The organism is Micromonospora sp. LOL_015, from assembly GCF_048060275.1.
Lineage (GTDB): Bacteria > Actinomycetota > Actinomycetes > Mycobacteriales > Micromonosporaceae > Micromonospora_E.
Genome location: NZ_JBHMIO010000015.1, coordinates 11553 through 37433, shown reverse-complemented (window position 1 = coordinate 37433; position 25881 = coordinate 11553). Strand labels below are relative to the sequence as shown.

The 25881-nt window shown below is 72.0% G+C and carries 19 protein-coding genes and 1 pseudogene; 12 read left to right on the top strand and 8 right to left on the bottom strand.

Features of this window, described 5'->3' with window-relative positions; genetic code table 11:
* Positions 1-6 precede the first annotated feature (6 nt).
* The 8 genes from ACFHWU_RS14645 (at position 7) to ACFHWU_RS14610 (ending at position 9821) form a co-directional block, all read left to right on the top strand.
* The gene (locus tag ACFHWU_RS14645) at positions 7-906 is read left to right on the top strand and encodes a carbohydrate ABC transporter permease (RefSeq protein ID WP_278168206.1); all 900 of its coding nucleotides are present in this window, start codon (positions 7-9) and stop codon (positions 904-906) included.
* On the top strand, positions 903-2324 hold the full coding sequence (locus ACFHWU_RS14640; protein WP_416568393.1) for a GH1 family beta-glucosidase: 1422 nt from the start codon (positions 903-905) through the stop codon (positions 2322-2324). Before ACFHWU_RS14645 ends, ACFHWU_RS14640 begins: the two co-directional genes overlap by 4 nt.
* Before the next feature lie 86 nt (positions 2325-2410).
* Complete coding sequence (locus ACFHWU_RS14635; RefSeq protein WP_416555698.1) at positions 2411-3457, top strand: LacI family DNA-binding transcriptional regulator; 1047 nt, start codon at positions 2411-2413, stop codon at positions 3455-3457.
* 175 nt (positions 3458-3632) lie between these two features.
* Positions 3633-4478, top strand: coding sequence for an amino acid-binding protein (locus ACFHWU_RS14630; RefSeq protein ID WP_416590800.1), 846 nt, complete (start codon positions 3633-3635; stop codon positions 4476-4478).
* A gap of 135 nt (positions 4479-4613) precedes the next feature.
* Complete coding sequence (locus ACFHWU_RS14625; protein WP_416555695.1) at positions 4614-5681, top strand: GNAT family N-acetyltransferase; 1068 nt, start codon at positions 4614-4616, stop codon at positions 5679-5681.
* Between the two features lie 499 nt (positions 5682-6180).
* The gene (locus tag ACFHWU_RS14620; protein ID WP_416590820.1) at positions 6181-8541 is read left to right on the top strand and encodes a glycoside hydrolase family 9 protein; all 2361 of its coding nucleotides are present in this window, start codon (positions 6181-6183) and stop codon (positions 8539-8541) included.
* A gap of 115 nt (positions 8542-8656) precedes the next feature.
* Positions 8657-9166, top strand: coding sequence for a low temperature requirement protein A (locus ACFHWU_RS14615; RefSeq protein WP_416590799.1), 510 nt, complete (start codon positions 8657-8659; stop codon positions 9164-9166).
* Between the two features lie 19 nt (positions 9167-9185).
* Complete coding sequence (locus ACFHWU_RS14610) at positions 9186-9821, top strand: class I SAM-dependent methyltransferase family protein (protein WP_416555691.1); 636 nt, start codon at positions 9186-9188, stop codon at positions 9819-9821.
* Between the two features lie 420 nt (positions 9822-10241).
* On the opposite strand, the pseudogene ACFHWU_RS14605 reads toward ACFHWU_RS14610, so the two are convergent.
* Positions 10242-10301, bottom strand: a pseudogene (locus ACFHWU_RS14605) (hypothetical protein); the annotation flags it as partial.
* A gap of 239 nt (positions 10302-10540) precedes the next feature.
* Positions 10541-11728 carry a S8 family peptidase gene (locus tag ACFHWU_RS14600; protein WP_416568391.1) on the bottom strand — a complete coding sequence of 396 codons (1188 nt, stop codon included), beginning with the start codon at positions 11726-11728 and terminating at the stop codon, positions 10541-10543.
* A 249-nt stretch (positions 11729-11977) separates the two neighbouring features.
* On the opposite strand from ACFHWU_RS14600, the gene ACFHWU_RS14595 reads away from it, so the two are divergent.
* A complete protein-coding gene (locus ACFHWU_RS14595; protein WP_416590798.1) occupies positions 11978-16168 on the top strand; it encodes an NACHT and WD repeat domain-containing protein in 4191 nt (1396 codons plus the stop codon).
* A 55-nt stretch (positions 16169-16223) separates the two neighbouring features.
* Here ACFHWU_RS14595 and ACFHWU_RS14590 read toward each other — a convergent pair whose 3' ends face one another.
* Positions 16224-16436 carry a hypothetical protein gene (locus ACFHWU_RS14590; protein WP_416555760.1) on the bottom strand — a complete coding sequence of 71 codons (213 nt, stop codon included), beginning with the start codon at positions 16434-16436 and terminating at the stop codon, positions 16224-16226.
* Positions 16423-17418, bottom strand: coding sequence for a biotin synthase BioB (gene bioB / locus ACFHWU_RS14585; RefSeq protein ID WP_416590797.1), 996 nt, complete (start codon positions 17416-17418; stop codon positions 16423-16425). The genes ACFHWU_RS14590 and bioB overlap by 14 nt, the downstream gene beginning before the upstream one ends.
* 41 nt (positions 17419-17459) lie before the next feature.
* Between bioB and ACFHWU_RS14580 the strand changes: the two genes are divergently transcribed.
* Entirely contained in the window at positions 17460-18599 is a 1140-nt protein-coding gene (locus ACFHWU_RS14580; protein WP_416555683.1) for an 8-amino-7-oxononanoate synthase, read from the top strand.
* A gap of 17 nt (positions 18600-18616) precedes the next feature.
* Positions 18617-19321 carry a dethiobiotin synthase gene (bioD, locus tag ACFHWU_RS14575; protein WP_416555759.1) on the top strand — a complete coding sequence of 235 codons (705 nt, stop codon included), beginning with the start codon at positions 18617-18619 and terminating at the stop codon, positions 19319-19321.
* 50 nt (positions 19322-19371) lie between these two features.
* Here the strand turns inward: bioD and ACFHWU_RS14570 are convergent, their stop codons facing one another.
* Positions 19372-20550, bottom strand: coding sequence for a cytochrome P450 (locus ACFHWU_RS14570; protein ID WP_416590796.1), 1179 nt, complete (start codon positions 20548-20550; stop codon positions 19372-19374).
* Positions 20551-20554: 4 nt separating this feature from the next.
* A complete protein-coding gene (locus tag ACFHWU_RS14565) occupies positions 20555-21250 on the bottom strand; it encodes a class I SAM-dependent methyltransferase (protein WP_416590795.1) in 696 nt (231 codons plus the stop codon).
* A 95-nt stretch (positions 21251-21345) separates the two neighbouring features.
* On the opposite strand from ACFHWU_RS14565, the gene ACFHWU_RS14560 reads away from it, so the two are divergent.
* Positions 21346-22380: a hypothetical protein gene (locus tag ACFHWU_RS14560; RefSeq protein ID WP_416555677.1), complete on the top strand. Its 1035-nt coding sequence runs from the start codon at positions 21346-21348 to the stop codon at positions 22378-22380.
* Here ACFHWU_RS14560 and ACFHWU_RS14555 read toward each other — a convergent pair.
* Complete coding sequence (locus ACFHWU_RS14555) at positions 22303-23784, bottom strand: rhamnulokinase (RefSeq protein ID WP_416555675.1); 1482 nt, start codon at positions 23782-23784, stop codon at positions 22303-22305. The two genes, ACFHWU_RS14560 and ACFHWU_RS14555, sit on opposite strands and share 78 nt — an antisense overlap.
* Entirely contained in the window at positions 23781-25880 is a 2100-nt protein-coding gene (locus tag ACFHWU_RS14550) for a bifunctional aldolase/short-chain dehydrogenase (RefSeq protein WP_416590794.1), read from the bottom strand. Before ACFHWU_RS14550 ends, ACFHWU_RS14555 begins: the two co-directional genes overlap by 4 nt.
* Position 25881: the final 1 nt, after the last annotated feature.

Below are 25881 nucleotides of genomic sequence, written 5' to 3'. Positions count from 1 at the left end.
GGCGCGATGACCACCGCAACCCTGCAACCCGTGGCCAACAAGCCCAAGCGAGGCAAGGGCCCGTCGTCGACCTCGGAGCGGCTGTTCAAGGCGAGCCCGTTGACCTGGTTCGGCCTGATCCTGGGCGTGCTCCTGTCGTTCTTCCCGTTCTACTGGATGATCGTCATCGCGTCGCGGACCAACGACGCCGCCAACGCCTGGCCGCCGCCGTTCCTGCCCGGCGGCAACCTCGGTGAGAACATCGGCCGGGTGCTGGCCAACCAGGACGCCAACATTCTCAAAGGGCTGATGAACTCGGTCCTGGTATCCGGCACCATCACCGTGGCGACGGTCTTCTTCGGCTCGCTCGCCGGCTTCGCCTTCGCCAAACTGCGTTTCCGGGGCAAGAACGCGCTGCTGCTCATCGTGCTCGCCTCGATGATGATTCCGATCCAGCTCGGCGTGCTCCCGCTCTACATTCTGATGTCCGAACTCGGCTGGCTGAACCGCATGCCGTCGGTGATCGTGCCGTTCCTGATCGGCGGCTTCGGGATCTTCATGATGCGGCAGTACGCCGAACAGGCGGTGCCCAACGAGTTGATTGAGGCGGCCCGGGTGGACGGCTGCTCCACCTGGCGGATCTTCTGGCACGTGGTCGTGCCGGCGCTGCGCCCGGCGGCGGCGGTGCTCGGTCTGCTGACCTTCATGGAGCAGTGGAACCAGTTCTTCTGGCCGTTCGTGGTCCTCGCCGACCCGACCAACCCGACGGTGCAGATCTCCCTGCGTAGCCTGAACTCGGCGTACTTCGCCGACAATTCCCAGATTTTTGCGGGGACGCTGATCGCGACACTCCCGCTGTTCGTTGTTTTCATCCTCTTCGGCCGCCAAATCATCGGCGGCATCATGGAAGGCGCCGTCAAGTCGTGACCAAAGCAGCAAGTCCGCAGACCGCCGAGTTCCGCGAAGGCTCCGGGCAGCTACTCTTTCCACCCGGGTTCCTCTGGGGTGCCGCCACCGCGGCCTACCAGATCGAGGGCGCAGCGAACGTCGACGGCCGTAAGCCGTCCATCTGGGACACCTTCAGTCACACGCCGGGGAAGGTGCTCGGCGGGGACAGCGGTGATGTGGCCTGCGACCACTACCACCGTTACCGCGAGGACGTCGGGCTGATGGCCGAGCTCGGCCTCAAGTCGTACCGGTTCTCGGTGTCCTGGCCACGGGTGCAGCCCGACGGGTCCGGCGCGGCCAACCAGGCCGGGCTGGACTTCTACCGTCGGCTGGTCGACGAGCTGCTAGCCCAGGGCATCGAGCCGTGGCTGACCCTATACCACTGGGATCTGCCGCAGCCGCTGGAGGATGCCGGCGGGTGGCCGGCCCGGGACACCGCGGCCCGGTTCGCCGACTACGCGGAGTTGGTGCATGGGGCGCTGGGTGACCGGGTGCGGTATTGGACCACGCTGAACGAGCCTTGGTGCTCGTCCTTTCTGGGGTACGGCTCGGGCGTGCACGCCCCTGGGATCACCGACGGTGCCGACTCGGTTCGGGCCGCCCACCACCTGATGCTCGGCCACGGTCTGGCGGTGCAGGCGATGCGCGCGGCCCGGCCGGACCACGACTTCGGCGTCACGCTCAACCTGTACGCCGTGTCGCCGGAGACGGACTCGGCGGTTGACGTCGACGCGGCCCGGCGCATCGACGGTCTGGCCAACCGGATCTTCCTCGACCCGATCCTGCTCGGGCGGTATCCGCAGGACGTGGTGGCGGACTTGGAACCGGTGACCGATCTGGCCCATGTCCGCGAGGGTGACCTGGACGTCATCGCCACCCCGCTGAACGTGCTCGGCATCAACTACTACAGCCGGCACGTGGTCAGCGGCGCGCCGGCGCCCGACACGGCCGACGAACCGTCCTGCTGGCCGGGGAGCGAGCGGATCCGATTTGTCACGCGCGGACTCCCAGTGACCGACATGGGGTGGGAGGTCGACGCCCCCGGCCTGGTGGAGGTGCTGCGCCGGGTCAACGGCGAGTACCCTGAGGTGCCGATCTACATCACAGAGAACGGCTCGGCCTACGTTGACGACGTCGTCAACGACAAAGTCGATGATCCGGACAGGTTGGCCTATTTCGACGCTCACCTGCGTGCCTGTCACGAGGCAATCTCCCACGGAGTGCCGGTGCGGGGCTACTTCGCGTGGTCTTTGATGGATAATTTTGAATGGGCTTGGGGCTATTCGAAGCGCTTCGGCATGATCCATGTCGACTACGACACCCAGCTTCGGATCCCCAAGTCGAGCGCCAGGTGGTACGCCGATGTGATCCGACGTAACGGTCTGGCCGCACAATAGGCGTGGTCAGCCAGCAATAACGGGCCGCGAGGCGCCGGTTCCCCGCCGGAACCGGCGCCGACGGCCCAGGGTCGGAGGAACAGACGATGACAACCCAGCGCACCCGGTCACTCGGGCGGCCCACCCTCGACGCGGTCGCCGCGCGTGCCGGGGTCGGTCGGGGCACGGTGTCCCGTGTCGTCAACGGTTCGCCGCAGGTCAGCCCCGAAGCGCGGGCGGCGGTGCAGCAGGCAATCGCCGAGCTGGGGTACGTGCCGAACCGGGCGGCCCGGGCCCTGGTCACCCAACGGACCGACTCCGTCGCGCTGGTGGTCTCCGAATCCGAGGAGCGGGTCTTCGGTGAACCCTTCTTCGCCGGGATCGTCCGGGGTATCAGCTCCGGGCTGCTCGACACCCCGATGCAGCTCTGGCTGGCGATGGCCCAGTCATCCGCCGAACGGGAGCGGGTCGAGCACCATCTGACCAACCAGCATGTCGACGGTGTACTGCTGCTGTCACTGCACGACGCGGATCCACTGCCGACGCTGCTCGAACAGCGCGGTCTGCCGAGCGTGCTGGGCGGCCGGCCGGCTCGGATGCTGCACCCGGACGCGCGTCCGGCCTACTTCGTTGACGTCGACAACGCCGGTGGCGCCCGGTTGGCTGTCGAGTACCTGCTGGCCGGTGGCCGGCGGCGGGTCGCCACCATCGCCGGCCCGCAGGACATGGGGGTCGGCGTCGCCCGGTTGACCGGCTACCACGAGGCGATCCGGCACAGCGGCCCGGACGGTGGCGAGTCCCTGGTGGCCTACGGCGACTTCAGCGAGGGCAGCGGCACCGCGGCGATGCGCCAGCTGCTGGAGCGCCATCCCGATCTGGACGCGGTGTTCGTCGCGTCCGACCTGATGGCCTGCGGCGCCCTGCGGGCGTTGCGCGAGGCAGGCCGCCGGGTGCCCGACGATGTGGCCGTGGTCGGGTTCGAGGACGCCCCGATCGCCCGGCAGTCCGATCCGCCGTTGACCACCGTCTTCCAGCCGGTGGAGGAGATGGGCCGGCAGATGGCCCGACTGCTGCTGTCCCGGATCCGGCACGATGAGCTGCAGGTCCCGTACGTCCTGCTGGAGACCCACATGGTCGCCCGCGACTCGGCCTGACCGCGACTCGGCCGGCCGGTGAAGTTCATTCGAACGGGTGATGGTGCAGCGTGTCCAACCCTGTACTCCAGGGGTTTTCCTGCCGAGTCATGTCATCGCAACAGGGATGAAATGGTCATCGGGCAGGCTGGTTGTCGACCGGGGGAGGGGCCGGCCTGGCTACGGGAGGACTGACATGTTGCTGAGGGTTCGCGTGACCCTGCCGGACCGGCCCGGTGCACTCGGCCAGGTGGCCCGCACACTCGGTGTCGCGGGCGCCGACATCGTCCAGGTGACCGTCCTGGAGCGGCTGGGTGGTCGGGCGGTGGACGACTTCACCGTGGTGTGGCCGGGTGCGGCCCGGGTGGACCGGCTGCTCGCTGGCCTGGCCGCGATTCCCGGAGTCCAGGTCGACGGCGTCTGGCGGGCGATCGGCACTCCGGTGACCGGAGGTCAGGACGCCGAACTGCTCGCCCAGGTCGCCGCCAACCCGGTTGACGGCCTGGCCACGCTGGTCGACGCCGTACCGGGGCTGCTGGCAGCCGACTGGGCGGCCGCAGCCGTGGTGCCGGCCGACTGGGCGATCCGCAGCGCGTCCCGGCCGCCAGCCGGTGCCGCCACGGCGCAGTCCGCCGGGCCGGCTCCGACGCCCGGCGCGGAGTCGCGGTTCGACGGTGGTCAACTGCCCGACGACGACTTCATGACCGGCCTGACCGTGCCGGTGGACGAGTCTCCTACGGGCGGCGAACCGGCCGTCGCCTACGCGAGTTGGCGCGCGCCGGTGCCGCTGCGACTGCCTGAGGTCACGCCACTGCGCGCCCGGCCGATGGACGGCCCGGACGGGGTGCGGTACGCATCGGTGCCGTTCGGCCGGGCCGGCCTGGTGCTGATCGTGTCCCGGGTCGACGGGGACGGTCTGCCGGCAGCCGCGTTCCACGTCACCGAGGTGGACCGGACAGCGCAGCTGGTCCGGGCGGCGACGGTGATCCTGGGCGACCGGTTGGATCTGGTGACCGTTGACCCGGTCACCGCCAGACGGTGAGACGCAGGTCGCAGACGGCACCGCGAGAAGTCACCGCCGGGCAACCTGAGGGAAACAGCGCGGCGGCAAGGTAGGAAGCGGGCGCAGTGCGGCGCTGACCAAGCGGGCACCGAGCACCTGGGGAGAGGAGCAGCCATGGCGCTGTGGCGGATCAGAGCGACGGTCGACGACCGGCCGGGCTACCTGGCCGTGCTGACCGCCAGCCTGGCCTTGCGCGCGGTCAACATCCTCGCCGTCCAGGTGCACACCACCGAGGCCGGGGCGGTCGACGATTTTCTCGTTGACGCGCCCGACTCGATGACCGAAAAGGATCTCGTCGCGACGGTGGAGCGTGGCCGGGGCCGCGACGCCTGGGCCATCCGGGCCGAGGCTCGGGGGCTGGCCGACCAGCCCGCCCGGGCGCTCGCCCTGGCCAACCGGCTGGTCCGCGATCCGGAGGCGCTCGGTGACGTGCTGCGTACCCTGCTCGGTGCCGGCTCGGTGACCTGGCGGCCGGCACCAGCTTCGCAGGTGGCTGCCCGGTCGACGGACACGATGCGGCTGCCGGATCCGGCCGGCGGCTGCTACGACGTCGTCCGGCGGGAGCCGAGCTTCACCCCTGCTGAATTCGCCCGAGCGCAGGCTCTGGTCGAGCTGGCGGCGGCGGTCAACCGACGGACCGGCGATCAGGTGACGCTGATGATGCCGGACGGTGCCGAGTTGCTGCTGCGGCCGGCGGTCTCCGACGATCTCAACGCGCTGCACGCGATGGTGGTCCGGTGCTCGCCGGAGAGTCGCACGCCCGGTCTTCTCGGCCGACCGTCCGAGGTCATCACCGCCCGGCTGCGGCGGATGCTGGAACAGCCCCGAGGGGTGCTGCTCGTCGCGGTCGACCCCAACGCGGCGGCGGACCGGATCGTCGGTGCCGGGCAGTTGATCGTCGAGGGCGCCCTCGGCGAGGTCGGACTGCTGGTCGAGGACGGGTGGCGCCGGCGTGGGGTCGGTACAGCGCTGCTGCGCAGGCTGGCCGGTCACGCCGGTCGGATCGGGCAGGCGGCGTTGGTTGCACACATCGCCGCGGATGATCTCGGCATGCTGCGTACCCTGGCCCGGCTGCACCGGCCGGGTCCGGCCGAGCGCGACGGGGAGATGATGAGCGTCACGGTGCCGTTGGTCGATCGGCCGGTCGACATTTCGGCACCGACTCCCGCCACCACGACCTAGGCGGTTGCCCCGACGTCCCGGTCCTGGTGCGGGTCCGGTGCGTTGGACGCGAGGTCCGGGTGGCACGGCGGGGTCTCCTCCTGTAGGACGGCAGGAGGAGACCCCGCACCTTTGTGTGCGCCGGTTGGTCGCGGTTGCGGGCTTCCCAAAGCCGGGCCGGGGCGGTTTAATCATCGGTACGCGTAATGATCGCTCCCTGTCGATGGGAGCGCTCCCATGGCGCCGGTGCTGGCTGGCATCGTGACCCTTGTGAACCATCAGCCGAGAACCATTGACCGCCATCTACCGGCTGGCCCGCACCCCACCGGCGGGCCGGCCGCTGACCGCCGCGACAGCGCGACCGACACGAGGTGAGGGGCGGATGCGCCCACATCCGCCCCTCGGCGTCCTCCACGACGCGCTACCGCGCGCGGCTCCACGGACAGGAGTGAGTGTAGTGCGCGCAGACAATCGGCCGGCCGGCCGGACACGTTGGCGACGCAGGCTGGCGGCCAGCGGCATGGCCATCCTGCTCAGCGCCGCAGCCGCGACAGCCGCGGTTCCCCGACCCGGTGCCGCAGCGGCCCCACCGTTCAACTACGGAGAGGCGCTGCAGAAGTCGCTGCTGTTCTACGAGGCGCAGCAGTCCGGCCCGCTGCCGCAGTGGAACCGGGTCTCCTGGCGGGCGGACTCAGCACTCGACGACGGGGCGGACGTCGGCCTCGACCTCACCGGCGGCTGGTACGACGCCGGGGACCACGTCAAGTTCGGGTTTCCGATGGCCTTCACCACCACCATGCTCGCCTGGGGCGCGGTCGACTACCGGGCCGGCTACGCCAGCTCCGGGCAGCTGTCGCACCTGTTGAACAATCTGCGGTACGTCAACGACTACTTGATCAAGGCGCATCCGTCGCCCAACGTGCTCTACGGCCAGGTCGGCAAGGGCGACGACGACCACAAATGGTGGGGTCCGGCCGAGGTGATGCCGATGGCGCGTCCGGCGTACCGCATCGACGCGACCTGTGGCGGCTCGGACCTGGCGGCCGAGACGGCGGCCGCGATGGCCGCGTCGTCGATGGTCTTCCGGCCGACCGATCCGGCGTACGCAGACACCCTGGTCGGTCACGCCCGGCAGCTCTACACCTTCGCCGACACCGTGCGTAAGGCGTACCACGAGTGCATCACCGACGCGACCAGCTTCTACCGGTCATGGAGTGGATACCAGGACGAACTGGTCTGGGGCGCCATCTGGCTGCACCGGGCCACCGGCGAGGGGTCCTACCTGGCCAAGGCTGAAGCCGAGTACGACAACCTGGGCACCGAACCGCAGACCGACACCCGGGCCTACAAGTGGACCCTCGCCTGGGACAACAAGCAGTTCGGCGCGTACGTGCTGCTGGCCAACCTGACCGGGAAGCAGAAGTACGTCGACGACGCCAACCGGTGGCTGGACTACTGGACCGTCGGCGTCAACGGAGAGAAGGTGCGTACCTCACCGGGCGGGATGGCGGTCCTCGACACCTGGGGCGCGCTGCGTTACGCCGCGAACACCGCCTTCGCCGCGCTGGTCTACAGCGACAACATCACCGACCCGACCCGCCGAACCCGCTACCACGACTTCGCCGTCCGGCAGATCGATTACGCGCTCGGCGACAACCCACGCAACTCCAGCTACGTCATCGGATTCGGGGCGAATCCGCCGCGAAACCCGCACCACCGCACCGCGCACGGCTCCTGGTGGGACAGCATGCAGGTGCCCGAGGAGACCCGGCACGTGCTGTACGGGGCGTTGGTCGGCGGCCCGTCCGCGCCGGACGACGCCTACACCGACCGCCGCGACGACTACGTGATGAACGAGGTGGCCACCGACTATAATGCCGGCTTCACCTCCGCGCTGGTCCGGCTGCACCAGGAGTACGGCGGCACTCCGCTGTCGGACTTCCCGAAGCCGGAGACGCCGGACATCGACGAGATCTCCATCGAGACGACCGTTATGCAGAACGAGACCCGGTCGACCGGGGTCAAGGTGATGATCTACAACAAGTCGGCCTTCCCCGCCCGGGCGTTGACCGGCGCGACGTTCCGGTACTACTTCGTCCGCGATGGTGCGGGTGCGCTGGAGGTGAGCAGCCCGTACAGCCAAGGGTGTCCGAAACCCACCGAGGCCCGGCAGCACTCGGGTGACCTGTGGTATGTCGAGGTCGACTGCTCCGGCCACACCATCGCGCCGGCCGGTCAGTCGGCGCACCGGATGGAGGTGCAGTTGAAGATCGGGGTGGCCGAGGGCGGCACCTGGGATCCCGCGAACGACCCGTCCTACCAGGCGGCCACCGGGCCGAACCGGGCGGTCCCGCTGTACGAGTCCGGCACGCTGATCTGGGGACAGGTGCCGGACGCACCGTCACCGACCCCGACCCCGTCGGTCTCGCCGACCCCGACCCCGACCCCGTCGGTCCCGCCGACCCCGACCCCGACCCCGACCCCGTCGGTCCCGCCGACCCCGACCCCGACTCCCACCCCGACCGGGTCACCGTCGCCCACTCCGACCGGCGGCCCGCCGGTGCTTGGCTGCCGGGTCGACTACACCACCAACGACTGGTCCACCGGATTCACCGGATCGGTGATGATCACCAACACCGGTGCGTCGACGATCGACGGGTGGACACTGCGGTTCGCGTTCCCGGGCAGCCAGCAGGTGACGCAGGGCTGGTCGGCCAGCTGGTCGCAGAGCGGCAACCAGGTCAGTGCCGGCAACGCGGCTTGGAACGGCAGGCTGGCACCCGGCGCGAGCACCAGCATCGGCTTCAACGGCACCCACTCCGGCAGCAACCCCCGGCCGACCTCGTTCACGGTGAACGGCCTGGCCTGCACGGCCGGATAATTTCGGCTGATTGACCTGCGGTGACCGGCCTCGGCCGTGGCCGGGCCGGTCACCGCGATCGGGCCGGTGACAGCCGATAGAGGCCGTACGATAAGACCGATATGCCGTCCAGTTCGTGTCCCGGAACCGACCGGTCGGCCCGTTCCCCGGTGCGATCGTGACGGCGGCCGGCGACCCGCGCGGCCTGCTCCGTGGCGAGCAGGCACCGCGGCGCGCCACCTTCCTGGAGCTGTATTTCGACCTAGCCTTCGTGGTCGCACTCGCCCTGCTGCTGATGACGGCGGCGCTACCGGCAGCGTTCGAGAACTGTGCGACCATCTTCGTCGGCGCGTACCTGACCATCCACCTGGGCCGCGGCCTGTTCTTCTTCGCACTGCACGACCAGATGGCCCGGCAGCGCGCGGTGCGGATCTGGGGCTGGTTCGCCGTCTCGGCGGTACCCTGGCTGGCCGGTGTCCTGGTCGACGAGACCGCCCGGGTGGCGCTCTGGAGCGTCGGGCTGGCTACGCCACCTTTCAACCGGCCCCTCGGCTGCCTGCACCACTGCCTGGCCACAGGCCAGCCCTACGACCTTGAGAAGCCCTTCCCCACGATCGGCATGCCGGCGCTCGCCGCTACGGGTTGACGCTGACACGCTAACCCTTATGGACACCGCCAACGATTGGTATGCCTGGCACAGCCCTTACACCGACCCCGGCTCACCCCTGGCACGCCGGCTGAAGCTGGTCCAGCAGCACATCGCTGCATGGCTCGATGAACGACCTGGCGAAGCGGTGTCCGTGGTCAGCATGTGCGCCGGCCAAGGTCACGACATTCTCACCGTGCTGGCGTCGCGCCAGGACGCCAGAAGAGTCAGCGCCACGCTCATCGAGTACGATCCGCGCAACGTCGCCGCGGCCCGGACCCGAGCAATCGCCGAGAGCCTCGACACGGTGGCCGTCGCGCAGGCCGACGCCGGTGACCTCGCCTCATACCGGCAGGCGGTGCCCGCCGACCTGGTCATCATGGCGGGCGTCCTGGGCAACGTCAGCGACGCCGACGCCCACGCCACCGTTCACGCGCTGCCGCAGCTCTGCGCTGCCGATGCCACGGTGATCTGGACCAGGACACGACGTGCCCCCGACCTGACACCGGCGGTCCGAAGGTGGCTGGCCGACGCAGGGTTCTGCGAACGGGCGTTCACTGCTCCCGACGACGTGCTGTTCTCCGTCGGCGTTCATCGCTTCACCGGCACCCCGCAGCCGCTGGAGACCGGCAAGATCTTCCAGTTCATCACCTGACGGCGAACCGACGACTTGACGCTTTCGGAGATCAAAGGTCTTTTGATCGTCCCCACCCGGGGACGGCTCGGTCGCCCGGCTCGGTATGACTGAATGCCCCTGTCGTGCGCATGATCCGGGGGGTGTTGTCGCCGGGCCGGGTGGCGTCGGCGGACCGCTGATAGGGACCCGGCACCCCGTCGTGGGGTAGGTCTCTCCGTGACGTGGATGCCGGCAGTCCGGCGCTGGGACCAGCGGCTGAGCCAGGTCATCGCGGTGAGGAGGCGAGCTGTGCACGACGGGTTCGGCGTCTTTATCAACGGCCATACCAGCCCCAACCGGCGGACGAATCCCGCCTCGCTGCTTGACACAACCCATAGGGACCCCTCGGATCAGCCCGGCGTTGTACGCGGCGACGTAGTTGGTGTCGAACCGGGGATCTTTGTAGCTGGTGCCCTCGGTGGCCTTGATGTAGGCGAACTCGATGCCGCTGTTGCGCACGCTGGTCCAGTCGATCGAGCCCTGTCAGTGCGAGACGTTCGATGCCCGGGGTGGTCGCCGCCTGCGCCGGTGCCGTGGTGCCGGCGACCAGCGCGGCGGTGGTCAGGACCAGCGTCAGGCCGGTGGCCAGCAGCCGGCGGGGGTGCCGCGGCGGCCAGTGGCGTTGCCGGTACGGGTGGGCGGGTGCGCGCTGACGGTCGTTGCCATCGTCTGTTCCTCCTCGCGGGTCGATCCGGCGGTCAGCCGGCGCAGTAGACGAGCCGGTTCGGGCTGCCGGCCCCGGGGCCGGTGACGACACCGGTGGTGGCGTTGCGGATCAGGTAGTCGCCGACCTGCGCGGCACTCCACGAGGGGTTCCTGGCGGCGACCAGTGCCGCGCAGCCGGTGACGTGCGCGGTCGCCATCGAGCTGCCGCTGAGCACCCGGATCGCGGAGTTGTCGGTGTGCCATACCGAAGTGATGCTCGCACCGGGGGCGAACAGGTCCAGGCAGGAGCCGTAGCTGGCCGAGCTCATTCTGGCGTCGGTGATCGTCGTGCCGGCGACGGTCAGTGCCTCTGGCACCCGGGCCGGGGAGGTGTTGCACGCGCTGGTGTTGGAGCCACCGGCCGCCACCGCGTACGTGACGCCGGATCGGATCGAGTTGACGACTGCGGCGTCCAGCGTGGTGCTGGCGCCGCCGCCGATCGACATGTTGGCGACGGCTGGTTTGATCGCGTTGGCGGTCACCCAGTCGATTCCGGCGATGACCCCGGAGATCGACCCCGAGCCGCTGCAGCTGAGTACCCGTACCGGCACCAGCTGGACTGCCTTCGCGACGCCGTACGCCCTGCCGCCGATCGTTCCCGCGACGTGGGTGCCGTGGCCGTTGCAGTCGTCGGCCGGACCACCGTCGATCACGTCGAAGCCGGTGCTGACCCGGCCGGAGAAGTCGCTGTGGGTCCGGTGAATTCCGGTGTCGATGACGTAGGCGTGCACGTTGGGTGCGGTGGTGCGGTAGGCGTAGCGGTTGTCCAGCGGCAGGTTGCGCTGGTCGATCCGGTCCAGCCCCCAGGACGGCGGATTCAGCTGGACGCCGGCGGTCAACGGCGCGACGGTGTGATCCTGCTCGACGTGGGCGACGGCCGGGTGGGCGGCCAGCCGACGGGCGGCGGTGGCGCTCATCCGGGCCGTGAAGCCCTCGATGGCGGTGTCGAACACGTGCTGCACGGTGGCGCCGTACCGGTCGGCGAGCCGCCAGGCCGTTGACGCGGTCGCCGCGTCGTCGTCCAGCACCACGATGTAGCTGTCCGGGATGGCGGTGGCGCCACCGGCCCGGCGGATCTCGCCGAGTGGTCCGGCGGCCTGGGCCGCTGCCGGCCAGCTGACCAGCGCCAGCAGCGTGGTCAGCCCGGCGGTGAGAGTCTTCCGGGTTGCGGAAATGGTCACAGGACTTCCCCTTCGACAGGTCTGACCCGCCCCGTCAACGACGGCAGGGCGAGCTTCACTCCACTCCCTTGCTGGAAGTAGTTTTCCAGATACTCATCATCATGGATATCTAGTTGACGTTATGGTGCCGTTCGGGTGCGTGGCGCGGCGGGCCGGGGTCGGCGGCTGCCGCGCTGCGGCGCGTCTTCGCCGCCCGCCGGTCCGGCTGCTGTTCACTGTGTAGCGACGCATCGGGCGAGGAGGACGGGCATGGCCGATCAGGACGGTGCCGCTGCGGCCGACGCCGACGCGGGCTCCGCCGATGTCGGACGGGACGGCGACACCACCGCGCGGGCCCGGCGAGGGGTCCGCGACTGGGTCCGCGCCGCCGCACGGCGTTCCGGGGCACGACTGAGCGACGCCACCCCGTACGGCATCCTCGCCTTCCTCGCCGCCTCGGCGCTGGCGCCGATCGCCGCCGGGATCGGCTCCGGCGGGCTGCTCGCCGCCGTCGTCGGGCAGCTCGGCCAGATCGGTGGCGGCTACCTGACCGACGTGCTGGTCGACACCGCCGAACGGATGCGCGGCCGGCGGGCCACCGAGGCACAGTGGCGTGACGCGCTGGCCGAGGAACTGCTGGCCCGACTCGCCGACGAAGGGGAACAGTCCCAGGCGATCCGCGCCGAACTCGGTGAGCTGCTGCGGGGCATCGACGCGGTCGAGGTGGCGCTGGCCGCCGCGGCCGAGACCGACGCGCAGCTGCGCGACGACCTCGCCGCCACGTTCCAGGCCCTCGGCCACGACGTCGGCGCGCTGCGGTGGATGCTGACCGACGTCCACCGCGTGCTCGGGGAGGTCCGCCGCGAACTGGCGAAACGCAGCCATGAGCAGCGCGTCGAGATGGACCGGGTACGCCGGCAACTGCTCACCATCACCCAGCTGAGCAGCCGGGTGCAGGCACCCGCCGAACCGCAGGCCGACTCGGACCGGCCAGAGCCCGGCTCGGCCGCGACCGACGACCCGGTGTGCCCGTTTCCCGGCCTGGCCGCCTTCGAACCGGAGGACGCGCCCTGGTTCCACGGCCGGCAGGAGCAGACCGAGCAGGTACTCAGCCGCCTCGCCGAGCAGGCGGTGGGTGGTCCGCCGCTGATCGTCACCGGGGTCTCCGGGGCCGGCAAGTCGTCGGTACTGCGCGCCGGGGTGCTGCCGGCGATCGCCGCCGGTTCGCTCGGCCCGGCGGACCGGTGGCCGTGGCTGCTGATGACCCCGGGCGCCCGGCCGTTGGACGAGCTGGTCGACCGTACGCTCGTCGCCGCCGGAGCGGACGCCGCGGACCTGCCGGCAGCGCGGGTGCACGCGGCCCCGGAGCTGTTCGGTGCGCTCGCCGCCCGGGCCGCGCCCGCTGACGGCCGGCTGGTGATCGTGGTGGACCAGTTCGAGGAGCTGTTCACCGAGTGCGCCGACCCGGCCCACCGGCTGGCCTTCGTGACCGCGCTGGCCGCCGCCGCGCCGGCCGTCGTGGTGATCGCGGTCCGCGCCGACTTCTACGCCGACTGCGCTGAACTGCCGCCGCTGGCCCACGCGTTGGCCGCCGGGCATCTGGTCCTCGGTCGGATGGACGCCGACCAACTGCGCCGCGCGGTGACCGAGCCGGCGGCGCGGGCCGGCCTGGAGATCGAAACCGGGCTGGTCGAGCTGTTGCTCGCCGACCTGAACGCGACAGCACGGGCCGGCTACGACCCAGGGGCGCTGCCCCTGCTCGGTCACGCCCTGCGGGCGACCTGGCAGCGGCGCGACGGGCGACGGCTGACCGTGGCCGGCTACCGGGGCACCGGCGGAATCCGCCGCGCCGTCGCCGAGTCGGCCGAGCGGATCCACCTCGACCTGGATCCCGCCGGCCGCGCCGCGCTGCGGACCGCGATGCTGCGCCTGGTCACCGTCACCGACACCGGGGCGGTGGCCCGCCGTCGCGACGCCAGCCGGCTGTTCGACGCCGACCTGCTGTCCCGGCTGGTCCGGGCCCGGCTGGTCACCGTCGCCGCCGACACCGTCGAAATCAGTCACGAGGCGCTGCTGACCAACTGGCCGCGCCTGGACAGCTGGCTCGCGGAGGCGAGGGACGAACTGATCCGGCGGCAGCGACTGGCCGTCGCAGCCGAAGACTGGCAGACCGCCGGCCGCGACCCCGACCTGCTGTTGCGCGGCACCCGGCTGGCGCTGGTGCGTGACCAGGTGGACCGCAACGACCTGTCCGCGACGGAGGTCGACTTCCTGTCCGCGAGCGTGGCTGCCGCCGAGGCCGCCGAACTGGCCCGGCTGCGCGGCGTACGGCGGCTGCGCCGGCTGGCCGTGGGCCTCGCGGCGGCGTTGCTGCTCGCCGTGGCCGGCGGGCTGGTCGCGGTGAACCGGCAGGCCGCCGCCGAGGACCAACGCCGGCAGGCGATCTCCCGACAACTAGCCGCCGAGTCGCAGATCGCCGCGGCCGCCGACAACGACCTGCTCGCCGTCGGCAGGGCGCTGGACGCCTGGGACCAGGCACCCACCGTCGAGGCGTACGGTGCGCTGCTGTCTGCGCAGGCGGCGGGGACGATCGGGCCGCTGGGCAGCGAGCCCGGCGGGCTGTCCACCGCGGTCAACCCGGACGGCACGGTGGTGGCGGTGGGACATCAGGACGGTCTGGTCCGGCTCTGGGACGTCGCCACCCTGCGCCAGCGCGATGTCGATCTCCGGCACGCCGCCGACGCCGGCGTGATGTCACTGGCCTTCTCACCGGACGGCCGGTTCCTCGCCTCCGGTTCGTTCAGTAGGGACGGTGTCCGGATCTGGGAGGTGTCGACCGGTCAGTTGCGGTACACCCTGCCGGCGGTCGGCGCGCTCGGCTGGCTGCCCACCGGTGCCACGGTCGTTGCCGGACGACTCGGCACCGACCTGTCACCCGAGTTGCAGGTCGGCGGCTGGTCGGCGAACACCGGCGAACTGCAGTGGTCGCTGCCGACCGGGATGCTCGGCTACGACCTGACCATCAACGCCGACGGTACGCTGCTGGCCGTCGCGAACCCCACCGACGGTGACGTCCAGGTCTGGCAGTTGCCCGACCGGGCCCTGATCCGCAGCCTGCCCGCCGCCCAACAGGTGGCCTTCGGCCCGGACGACGTGCTGGTGACCAGCGGACCCGACGGGACGTTGAGCAGCTGGTCGGTGTCGTCCGGCGAACGTACCGCCCTGCAGACGGGGCCGTTTCGCGCCGCGGTGCCGCTCGCCGTCACCCCGGACGGCTCGCTGCTTACCACCGGCGGGTGGCGTACCAGCCGGATCGACAGTTGGGCGTTGACCACCGGGGTGGTCTCCTCGGGCTTCACCGGCTACGCCGGCCGGGTCGTCGCCGACGTGGCGGTGGCCGCCGACGGCCGGACCATCGCCGTCACCGGGCCGGACGCCCCGACGGTGCTGTTCCGGCGCAGCGGGGTGCTGCTGCGGCATCCGGAATCGGTCCAGTTCGTCGCGGTCGACCCGGCAGCGGACCGGGTCGTCACCGCCGCCGGCGACGACGTGGTACGGATCTGGGATCTGGGCACCCGTGCTGTGCGGGCCAGCGTCCGCGCGTCGGACACCGTCACCGGGGTCGCGGTCGCCGGTGACGGCACGTTCGCGGTCAGCACCACCGGCAGTGGCGTGCTGCGCTACACCGTCGCCGGTGAACTGGTCGGGCACGACACCGCCGCCGGGCGGGACGGCTGGACAACCAGGCACCCGGCGTACTCCCCGGACGGCCAGCTGCTCGCCGTCGCCGTGCTCGACCCGGCCGGCGAGGACAGCGGGGTGCTGGTCTGGCGGCTCGACCGGGACGTCGAACCGACTTTCCTGCCGACCGGTGGTGCGGTGAACGCCCTGGGCTTCGGCGCCGACGGGACCACGCTGTTGGCGACCGCCAACCACGGTGTGGTGAGCGGCGACGAGACGGTGGTGCGGGCCGAGCTGAGATCCTGGCACACCGCCGACCTGTCCGGCAGGGACCGGGCAGTCATCGCGGACCTTCAACTGACCGACCTCGCGGTCAGCCCGGACGGACACCTGGTCGCGGTGGCCCGCAGCAACGGTCAGGTCGAGCTGCGCACCGTCGCCGGACTGGACTTGGTCGGCACAGTGGACACACCCACCACCAGGCTGTCTGCGGTGGCCTTCAGCCCGGACGGCGAGCAGCTGGTCACCACCGCCGTAAGCGACGACCTGGTCCGGGCGTGGCAAACCGACAGCGGCGAGTTGACGGCGGTGCTCGTCGGACACGTCGACAACGTCAACGCGATCGCGTTCACCCGCGACGGGCTGCTGGTCAGCGGTTCGACCGACACCTCGGCCCAGGTGTGGGACCTCGACCCGGGCCGGGTCGTGGCCCGGCTCTGCGACGTGGCGACCCCAGCTGCCCGCGCGGTCGGCGGCGAGCCGCCGCGTCGGTGCCGCTGACGGGTGCGGCCAGGCCGCCGCCGGTCAGGCCGGCCGGGTGGCACAGCAGGGCGGGTCAGCTCGGCCGGACCTCGCCGTGTTCGACGCACCGCGCCGACCAACCGGCCGGTAGCACCTGTACCTTCATCCGTCGCCGGCACCTGGTACAGAAGCGGGGTGGCTCCCAGGCCCGCGCCGCGGCGCAGTCATCGTGGTTGCCGGTGCTGGTCCCGGTACCACACCGGTCGCACCAGATCGCCTGCACGCCCGGCCGCTCAGATCGTCGCAGACAGCGCCTTGACCGGCATCTTAAGGTCGTCCAGCAGCGCCAGATCCTCTGTCGCCGGGCGGCCCAGAGTAGTCAGGTAGTTGCCGACGATCACCGCGTTGATGCCGCCGAGCAGCCCGTCCCGGGTGCCTAGATCACCGAGCGTGATTTCCCGGCCGCCGGCGTACCGCAGAATTGTTCGTGGCATCGCCAGCCGGAAGCCGGCGATGGCGCGTAACGCGTCGCGGGCCTCGACCACCGGTCGGTCACCCAGCGGAGTGCCGGGCCGTGGGTTGAGGAAGTTCAGCGGCACCTCGTGCGGGTCCAGCGCGGCCAGCTGCGCGGCGAACTCGGCCCGCTGCTCGATCGTCTCGCCCAGCCCGAGGATGCCGCCGCAGCACACCTCCATGCCGGAGTCTCGCACCATCCGCAGCGTCTCCCACCGCTCCTCGAAGCTGTGCGTGGTCACCACATTCGGAAAGTAGGAGCGGCAGGTCTCCAGGTTGTGGTTGTACCGGTGCACCCCCATGTCGACCAGTTCGTCGACCTGCTCCTGGGTCAGCATCCCGAGCGACGCCGCGACCTGGATGTCCACCTCGGCCCGGATCGCGGCGACACCCTCGCGCATCTGCCGCATCAGCCGTGCGTCCGGCCCCCGCACCGCCGCCACGATGCAGAACTCGGTGGCCCCGGTCGCCGCCGTCTGCTTCGCCGCCTCGACCAGTGACGGGATGTCCAGCCACACCGCCCGTACCGGTGAGGCGAACAGGCCGGACTGGGAGCAGAAGTGGCAGTCCTCTGGACAGCCGCCGGTCTTGAGCGAAACGATTCCCTCCACCTCGACCTCCGGCCCGCACCAGCGCGTCCGCACCTCGTGGGCGAGTTGCAGCGCGGCCGGGACCCGGTCGTCGGGCAGCCGGAGCACAGCGAGGACCCCGGCCTCGTCGAGGCCGACGCCACGCTCCAGGACTTGGGCGCGGGCTAGGTCGAGGATGTCGGACATGTGCGTACCCTACAAGGCGGCGCGAACGACGAGGGGGACCCGTGGCGGACTGGTTGGACGGCCTGCGGCGGCGGGCCGAGCTGCGGGTCAAGGCCGGGCTGGCCCGCGAGCTGCGCAACCGTACCGCCGACGACCCGCTGACCGACCTGGCCGGCAACGACTACCTCGGGCTGGCCACCCGCGCCGAGGTGGTCGCCGCGGCGGCAGACGCCCTGCACCGGTACGGCCTCGGCGCGACCGGCTCGCGGCTGGTCCGTGGCTCCACCGCCGCGCACGCCGCGCTCGAGACCGATCTGGCCGACTGGCTCGGCACCGACCGCGCGCTGGTCTTCTCCTCCGGCTACCTGGCCAACCTCGGTGCGGTCCGGGCGCTGGTCCGGCCCCGTACCCTGCTGGTCTGCGACGCGCACAATCACGCCTCGCTGATCGACGGCGGCCGGCTCGCCGGCGCGCAGACCGAGGTCGTCGCGCACGCCGACCCGGCTGCCGTGGACGCGGTGCTGACCGCCCACCCCGGGCGGCCCGCGGTGGTCGTCACCGAGTCGGTCTTCTCCGTCGACGGCGACCCGGCGCCGCTGGCCGCGCTGCACGCGGTCGTCCGCCGGCACGGTGCGCTGCTGCTGGTCGACGACGCACACGCGCTCGGTGTCATCGGGCCGGCCGGTGCCGGCGGCGTTGCCGCCGCCGGGCTCGCCGGCCAACCCGACGTGGTGGTCACCGCGACCCTGTCCAAGGCGCTCGGCGGTGCCGGGGGAGTGCTGGCCGGGCCGCAGCCGCTGATTCGGCACGTGGTCGACACCGGGCGTACGTTCATTTTCGACACCGCGCTCGCCCCGGCGGTCGCCGCCGGGGTACACGCAGCACTGACGCTGGCCCGCGACGGGGCGCGGCTGCGGGTCGAACTGACCGACCGGGTCGCCGCCGCCGTGGGCCGGTTCACCGGTGCCGGTCTGGACCTCGGCGGGCCTCCGGCCGGCGGGGTGGTGTCGCTCGGCGCGCCCGGGCCGGAGACCGCGCTCGCCTGGGCGCGGGACTGCCGCGACCGAGGGGTTGCGGTCGGCTGCTTCCGGCCACCGTCCACCCCGGACCAGCGGGCCCGGCTGCGGATCACGGTCAACGTCGGGATCCCCCGGGCCGACTTCGACCGGGCGCTCGACGTGATCGTGGAGTGTGCGCCGTGACCGGCTGGCACGGTGCGGTGGTCGTCACCGGCACCGACACCGGCGTCGGCAAGACCGTGGTGACCGCGGCGGTCGCCGCCGCCGCCCAGGCCGCCGGCCTGCGGGTGGCGATGGTCAAACCAGGTCAGACCGGCACGGTGACCGGCGAGCCGTCGGACGCCGACGTGGTGACCCGGCTGGCCGACCCGGCCACCGTGCGCACCATCGCCAGCTACCCGGAGCCGCTGGCCCCGTTGGCCGCCGCCCGGGTCGCCGCGGCCGAGCCGCTGGAGCTGTACGCGGCCGTCGACGCGGTACGCGAGGAGGCCGACAAGCACGACCTGGTGCTCGTCGAAGGGGCCGGCGGGCTGCTGGTGCCGATGGGCCTGCGACCGTCCGGCGAGCCGTGGACCATCGCCGACCTGGCGGTGTCGCTCGGCGCGCCGGCGGTGGTGGTGTCCCGGGCCGGGCTGGGCACCCTCAACCACACCACGTTGACCCTGGAGGCGCTGGACCGCCGGGCGGTCCCCGCCGGCGTGGTGCTCGGCGCCTGGCCGGCCGAGCCCGAACTGGTGCACTGGGCGAACCTGAGTGAACTGGTCCCGACCATGGTCGGCGCGGTGCCCGATGGCGCCGGCACCCTCGAACCCGGGGTGTTCCGCCGCTCCGCGCCCGGCTGGCTGACCCCGGCGCTGTACGGCGTACTGGACGACTGGCGGGCGTGGGCGGACGAGACCAGCTGACCGCCCGACCTCTGTGCAGGGCCAACCTGCGGCAGCCGGGCCGGCGCTGGTCAGTCGGCCACGGCGGAGCCCGGCCGTCGGATCACCAGCGCGTCCGGCATCCGGAATGACAGGTTGTCCGGTGACCACGGCGCCCGGACCACCTCGGCACCGGTGAGCAGCGGCACCGCCTGCTCGACCACCACCGCCGTCTCCATCCTGGCCAGCTGTGCCCCCACGCAGCGGTGCGCCCCCGCGCCGAAGGCCAGGTGCCGGCGGGAACCCGGCTGACCGGGGACGAACTGGTCGGTCCGCGCCACCACGGCCGAATCCCGGCCGGCCGCCGCCAGCCAGAGCACGACGCTCGACCCAGCGGGCGCCGGCACGCCCGCCACCGTCGTGTCGAGCGCCGTCCGCCGCCGCCAGGTGACGATCGGCGGCACCAGTCGCAGTCCCTCCTCGACCACATCGTCGACGTTGATCGATCCGTCGGTGAGCCCGGCGAGTACTGCCGGCTCGCCGGCCAGCCGGTGCAGCAGCAGCGTCAGGAACTGCGAGGTGGTCTCCTGTCCGGCGACCAGCAGGAAGAACAGCGCGCCGACCACCGAATCGGTCGGCTGACCGGCCTCGCGCAGCGACTTCGCCAGCCCGCCGCCGGTCACCGCGAAGTCGCGCAGCACGGTGTGGAACCGGCCCACCGTGTGGGCCAGCTCGTGCTGTCGGTCAGCGTCCACCGGGGCCCAGAACAGCTCCAGCGCTGCGCGAACGAACCGCTTCACCGTGTCGGTCGCGGCCGGCGGCAACTCGACCAGCCGGGCCAGCACCAGCAGCGGCAGGTCGGCGGCCAGCCCGGCGTACAGGTCGACCCGGCCGCCGGCGGCCAGCTTCGCGGCCAGCCCGGCCACCCGCTCGCTGACCAGCCCGGCCAGCCAGTCCCGCTGACCGGCGACCCGGGTCGGGTGCAGCGCCTCGGCGACCACCGCCCGGATCGCCGGATGGCTCGCGGTGCCGTTGTTCGCCAGCGTCGGCGGCAGCCGGAAGCCGTACGAGGCCAGCACCCGCAGCGCGGCCACCGGCACCGGGGTGACCGCGTCCAGGGCGTTGTCCGGCCGGAAGGTCGCCGGATCGGCGAGCACCTGACGGACCAGGGCGTGTCGGGTCACCAGCAGATGCGGGGCACCGGTGTGGTCGGCGACGCGGACCACCGGCGGCCACCGGTCGTCAAGCCTCTCCCAGTTGCGGAACAGCACCCGGTCACGCTAGCGCCCGCCCCGGCCGGCGTACCGGCGGGCGCAGCTGCCAGACCCGGGCACGCCGTACCCGGACGCTCTCCAGCGCCGGCGGCACCGGCACCTGGTAGTCGGCCAGCTCGGTGAACCGCTCCCGGGGCAGGTACGCCCGGTCCGGGTCACCGACCAGCACCCGGGCCCCGTCGGCGGCGGCACCCAGCAGGAAGCGCAGCATCCGCGCGGCCATCGCCTCGCTGTAGAACACGTCACCGGCCAGCACCACCTGCGCGTCGCCGTGATCGCCGTCGAGCAGGTCGGCGACGGTGACGTCCAGCCGTACCTGGTTCGCGGCGGCGTTGAGCCCGGCGGCGGCACCGGCAACCGGGTCCACGTCGACCGCGCGTACCGTCGCCGCTCCGGCCCTGGCCGCCGCGATAGCGACCAGCCCGGAGCCGCTGGCCAGGTCGAGCACCCGCAGGCCGGCGACGGTCTGCGGATGGTCCAGCAGGAACCGGGCCAACGCCTGACCGCCGGCCCAGGGGAACGCCCAGAATGGCGGTGGTTGTTCGCTGCGGAACTCACCCTCGGCCAGCTCCCACAGGCCGATCGGCTCGGCCGCCTGATAGAGCCGCAGTTCCGGCACGTAGGTAACCGGGGCGAGCCGGGCGTGGGCACGGACGAAGGTCGACAGCTCGGCGCTTGACAGATCAGTGGTCACCATCCGGATTGTGCCGGCCGGTCCGGCGAGCGCTGGTCGCGGCCAGCGGTTACCGGTTCACCACAGGTGGTGAATTAACCCGTTTCAGTTCGCACTGGGTGAGAAGAACGGACCCTGTCCGGTCCAGCGGTACGGCCGTACTGTGGCCAGTGGACACGGTACGGATGCCGGGTGGCAACCCGGAGAAGGTGGTGAGCTGGGTGGGGCGAATCGCGGTCCGGGTCGGGGTCGGGCTGGCCGCAGTGGCCGGACTGATGCTGACCGCGGCGACACCGGCGTTCGCCCAGGCCGGCTACCGGGCGCAGGTCACCGAGCTGCCGGACGAGGCGGTCGCGGGTGCCGGGACAGTCGAGATGACCGTGGTGGTCAGCCGGAACCTCGGCGGCGAGTGCGAGAAGGTCCGCTGGTCGTTGGTGCTGCGCTCGGACGGTGTCGGCCTCGACGAGATCCGGGCTGCCCGGGTCGAGCAGGGCACGGCGTTCGCGGTCGACGTGCAGACCGACGGTGACGACGCGCGGCTGACCGACGTGCAGCTCGATCCCGGCATCCTCTGCGCCGACCGCACGGTCACCGCGCAGTACCAGTTCAGCTTCGCCGACGACGCCGAGGGCAAGGTGACCTTCACCGTCGAGGCGTACGACGAGAACACACAGCTGCTGGCCGACACCGCGGCGACCCTGCCGGTGGTCGGCGAGCCGGGTGGCTCGGATCCCGAGCCGTCCGAACCGGCCGAGGAGCCGGTGGACAGCCAACCCGGGGCCGAAGTGCCGGGCGGCGACGCACCGGCCGGTGTCGGCGGTGGCGGACCGCAGCCGGTGGACGCGATCCCGGCCGGCGATGCCTCCGGTATCCCGGTCGCCTGGTTCATCGCCGGTGGCGCGATGGTCTTCGTCGGCTTCGGTTTGCTGCTGCGGGTCCGGGCCCGGCTGATGCGCGGCCTCGCCGACCCCGACGACGCGGTGCCGGCCGTCGCCGGTGCCGGTGTGGGTGCCAAGGCACCCCCGTTCGGCGGCTGGAGCCCGTCGAGTCGGGCCGGCCGGAGAGGTCGCTTCGGCTTAGGCCGGCAGACCGACCCGGGCGGCCGCCGCCGACCAGGCTTCGGCGCCGGCCGCCGTGGGCAGATACGTTCGTAACCGGCGACCGCGTCGGATCAACGCCCGCAGCTCGGCGAGCCCGCCCCGGACGGTGCCGGCGGCTCGGGCCTGCACCACGACGTTGCCGAGCGCGGTCGCCTCGACCGGGCCGGCGACCACCGGTAGCCGGCAGGCGTCCGCGGTGAGCTGGCAGAGCAGTTCGTTGCGGGCCCCGCCGCCGACCAGATGCACCACGGTCACCTCGTGGTCGGCGAGTTCGGCCGCCTGACGTACCGCCGACCGGTGGGCGAGGGCGAGGCTGTCGACGACGCAGCGGACCACGGCGGCGGGCGAGTCCGGCACCGGCTGACCGGTGTCCGCGCACGCCCGGGCCAGCCGGGCCGGCATGTCACCGGGTGGCAGGAACACCGGGTCGTCCGGGTTGACCACCGCGGCGAGCGGCGGCTGGCGGGCGGCCTGCGTGAGTACCGCCGCCAGCTCCACCGGCCGGCCCCGCTCCCGCCAGTGCCGTAGGCATTCCTGCAGCAGCCAGAGACCCATCACGTTACGCAGATACCGTACGGTGCCGTCGATGCCGGCCTCGTTGCTGAAATTCGCCGCCCGGCTGGCCGTCGACAGCACCGGTGCGGCCAGTTCGAGCCCGACCAGCGACCAGGTGCCGCACGAGATGAACGCGAACGATCCGTCCACCGCCGGTACGGCGACCACCGCCGACGCGGTGTCGTGCGAGCCGACCGTGGTCACCGGCACCGGCCGGTCGGCGCCGATCGCGGACCGTACCTGACGACGCAGTTCGCCGGCCGGCTCACCCGGCCGGCGCAGCGGGCCGAAGAGCCGCTGCGGGATGCCGGCGTCGGCGATCACGTCTGTCGCCCAGCGGCGGGTGTGCACGTCGAGCAGCTGGGTGGTGGAGGCGTTGGTGACCTCGGTGCCGGCCTGCCCGGTCAGCCAGTAGGCGAGCAGGTCGGGGATCATCAGCAGCCGGTCGGCGGCCGCCAGCGTCGGCGTGTCGGCGGCCGCGACCAGCTGGAACAGTGTGTTGAACGGTAGTTGCTGCACGCCGGTGGTCCGGTAAAGCCGGTCGGCACCGAGCCGGGCGACCACCCGGTCGGCGACCCCGTCGGTGCGCCGGTCGCGGTAGTGCACCGGGTTGGCGAGCAGATCACCCCCGCTGTCCAACAGCCCGTAGTCGACCGCCCACGAATCGACGCCGATGCTCATCAGATCGGCCCGGCCGGCCACCGCTGCCCGCAACCCGGTCACGGTCTGCGAGTACAGCCGCAGTACGTCCCAGTACAGGGTGCCGGCCACCTGCACCGCGTCGTTGTCGAACCGGTGCACCTCGGTCAGCGTGACACCGTCCGGGTCGACCTCGCCGAGCATCACCCGGCCGCTGGCCGCGCCGAGATCGACGGCGGCCACCGCCGCCCGGTCGGTGGTCACCGGAGGAAGGCAGCGGGTACGCCGGCGTCGACCGGCAGGTGGGTGCCGGTGGTGTGGGAGAGGTCGTCGGTGGCCAGCACGAAGACGGCGTTCGCCACGTGCTCCGGCAGCACCTCACGCTTCAACAGCGTGCGGCGGGCGTAGAACGCGCCCAGCTCCGCCTCGGGTACGCCGTACATGGCGGCCCGCTGGGCACCCCAGCCGGCGGCGAAGATCCCCGAGCCACGGACCACGCCATCCGGGTTGACGCCGTTCACCCGGATGCCGTGTGCGCCCAGTTCGGCGGCGAGCAGCCGCACCTGGTGCGCCTGATCCGCCTTTGCCGCGCCGTACGCGACGTTCTCCGGCCCGGCGAACACCGAGTTCTTGCTGACCACGTAGATGATATCGCCGCCGATACCCTGGTCGACCATGATCCGGGCGGCGGCCCGGGACACCAGGAACGACCCGCGTGCCATCACCCGGTGCTGCCGGTCCCAGTCGTCGTCGGTGGTTTCCAGCAGCGGCCGGGACAGCGACAACCCGGCGTTGTTGACGACCAGGTCGACCCCACCGAAGACCAGCGCGGCACGGGCCAGTGCCGCCTCGACCGCATTGGCGTCGGTGACATCCACGGTGACCGCGACCGCCCGGTCCGGCCCGCCGATCCTGCCGGCCACCTCGGCGGCGGCCGCGCCGTCGCGGTCGGCGACGACCACGCTGGCGCCCTCGCCGGCCAACCGGCGGGCGGTGGCCGCGCCGATGCCCGACCCGCCGCCGGTGACCAGCGCGACCCGTCCAGCCAACGGCCGGGACGCCGGCAGCCGGCGCAGCTTCGCCTCTTCCAACGCCCAGTATTCGATGCGGAACTTTTCCGCCTCGTCGATTGGCGTGTACATCGATACCGCCTCGGCACCGCGCATCGCCTCGATCGCGTTGCGGTAGTACTCGCCGGCGATCCGGGCCGTCGCGGCGTCCCGCCCGTAGCTGAACATGCCGACCCCCGGCACCAGCACGATCGTCGGATCGGCACCGCGCATCGGCGGCGAGTCCGGTCCGGCGTGCCGTTGGTAGTAGGCCCGGTAGGCGTCCCGGTACCGCTGGTGCAGCTCACCGAGCCGGTCGCGGACCTCGGCCAGCGGGGTGTCCGCCGGCAGGTCCAGCAGCAGAGGCCGGACCCGGGTCCGGAGGAAGTGGTCCGGGCAGGAGGTACCGAGCTCGGCCAGCCGGGGGAGCGCCCTACGGGACAGGAAGTCCAGCACCACCGAGTCGTCGCTGAACTGGCCGACCTGCCGGCCGTCGGTGCTGACCAGGCCACGGATCAGCGGGGCGAGCGCGGCGGCGCGGGCGGCCCGTTGGTCGGCGGCGAGCGCCGCGTACCCGTCCCGGACCGGCCCGAACGGCTCCGGCCGGCCGTGTTCGGCCAGGAACCGGTCGATGCTGGAGATGATCTCCATTGACCGGGCTTCGCACTCGTCGCTGGTCGCCCCCCACGCGGTGATCCCGTGCCCGCCGAGGATCACGCCGATCGCCTGCGGATTGTCCCGGGCAAGTGCGGCGATGTCGACGCCCAACTGGAAGCCGGGCCGCCGCCACGGCACCCACAGCACCCGGTCGCCGAAGCAGCGCCGGGTCAGCTCGGGCCCGTCGGCCGCCGTGGCGAAGGCCAGCCCGGCCTCCGGGTGCAGGTGGTCGACGTGGGCGGCGTCGATCAGGCCGTGCATCGCGGTGTCGATCGACGGGGCCGCGCCGCCCCGACCGTGCAGGCAGTAGTCGAGCGCCGGCACCATCTCGTCCTCACGTCGCGGCCCGACCGGCTTGCCGTGTCGCCGGCCCAGGTAGCGTCCGGCCAGCTCGTGCAGGCGGTCGACCCGCAGCACCGCCAGCCCGGCGTCGGTCAACGTGCCGATGTCGCCGCCGGAACCCTTGACCCACATCAGCTCGACCGGGTCGCCGGTAACCGGGTCGTCGGCGGTGGCCTTGACGGAGATGTTGCCGCCACCGTAGTTCGTGGTCCGCCGGTCAGCGCCCAGCCGGTGGCCGCGGGCCAGCAGCGCGGCGACCTCGGGATGCCCGGCGGTCTGTGGCTGTCGGTCGATCTGTGGCTGTCCGGCCATG

What these genes read in the sequence shown, in the direction of transcription:
- ACFHWU_RS14645 (WP_278168206.1), top strand. Translation starts at nt 7, where the DNA reads ATGACCACCGCAACCCTGCAACCCGTGGCCAACAAGCCCAAGCGAGGC.
- ACFHWU_RS14635 (WP_416555698.1), top strand. Translation starts at nt 2,411, where the DNA reads ATGACAACCCAGCGCACCCGGTCACTCGGGCGGCCCACCCTCGACGCG.
- ACFHWU_RS14630 (WP_416590800.1), top strand. Translation starts at nt 3,633, where the DNA reads ATGTTGCTGAGGGTTCGCGTGACCCTGCCGGACCGGCCCGGTGCACTC.
- ACFHWU_RS14625 (WP_416555695.1), top strand. Translation starts at nt 4,614, where the DNA reads ATGGCGCTGTGGCGGATCAGAGCGACGGTCGACGACCGGCCGGGCTAC.
- ACFHWU_RS14620 (WP_416590820.1), top strand. Translation starts at nt 6,181, where the DNA reads ATGGCCATCCTGCTCAGCGCCGCAGCCGCGACAGCCGCGGTTCCCCGA.
- ACFHWU_RS14610 (WP_416555691.1), top strand. Translation starts at nt 9,186, where the DNA reads ATGGACACCGCCAACGATTGGTATGCCTGGCACAGCCCTTACACCGAC.
- ACFHWU_RS14595 (WP_416590798.1), top strand. Translation starts at nt 11,978, where the DNA reads ATGGCCGATCAGGACGGTGCCGCTGCGGCCGACGCCGACGCGGGCTCC.
- bioB (WP_416590797.1), bottom strand. Translation starts at nt 17,418, where the DNA reads ATGTCCGACATCCTCGACCTAGCCCGCGCCCAAGTCCTGGAGCGTGGC.
- ACFHWU_RS14565 (WP_416590795.1), bottom strand. Translation starts at nt 21,250, where the DNA reads ATGGTGACCACTGATCTGTCAAGCGCCGAGCTGTCGACCTTCGTCCGT.
- ACFHWU_RS14550 (WP_416590794.1), bottom strand. Translation starts at nt 25,880, where the DNA reads ATGGCCGGACAGCCACAGATCGACCGACAGCCACAGACCGCCGGGCAT.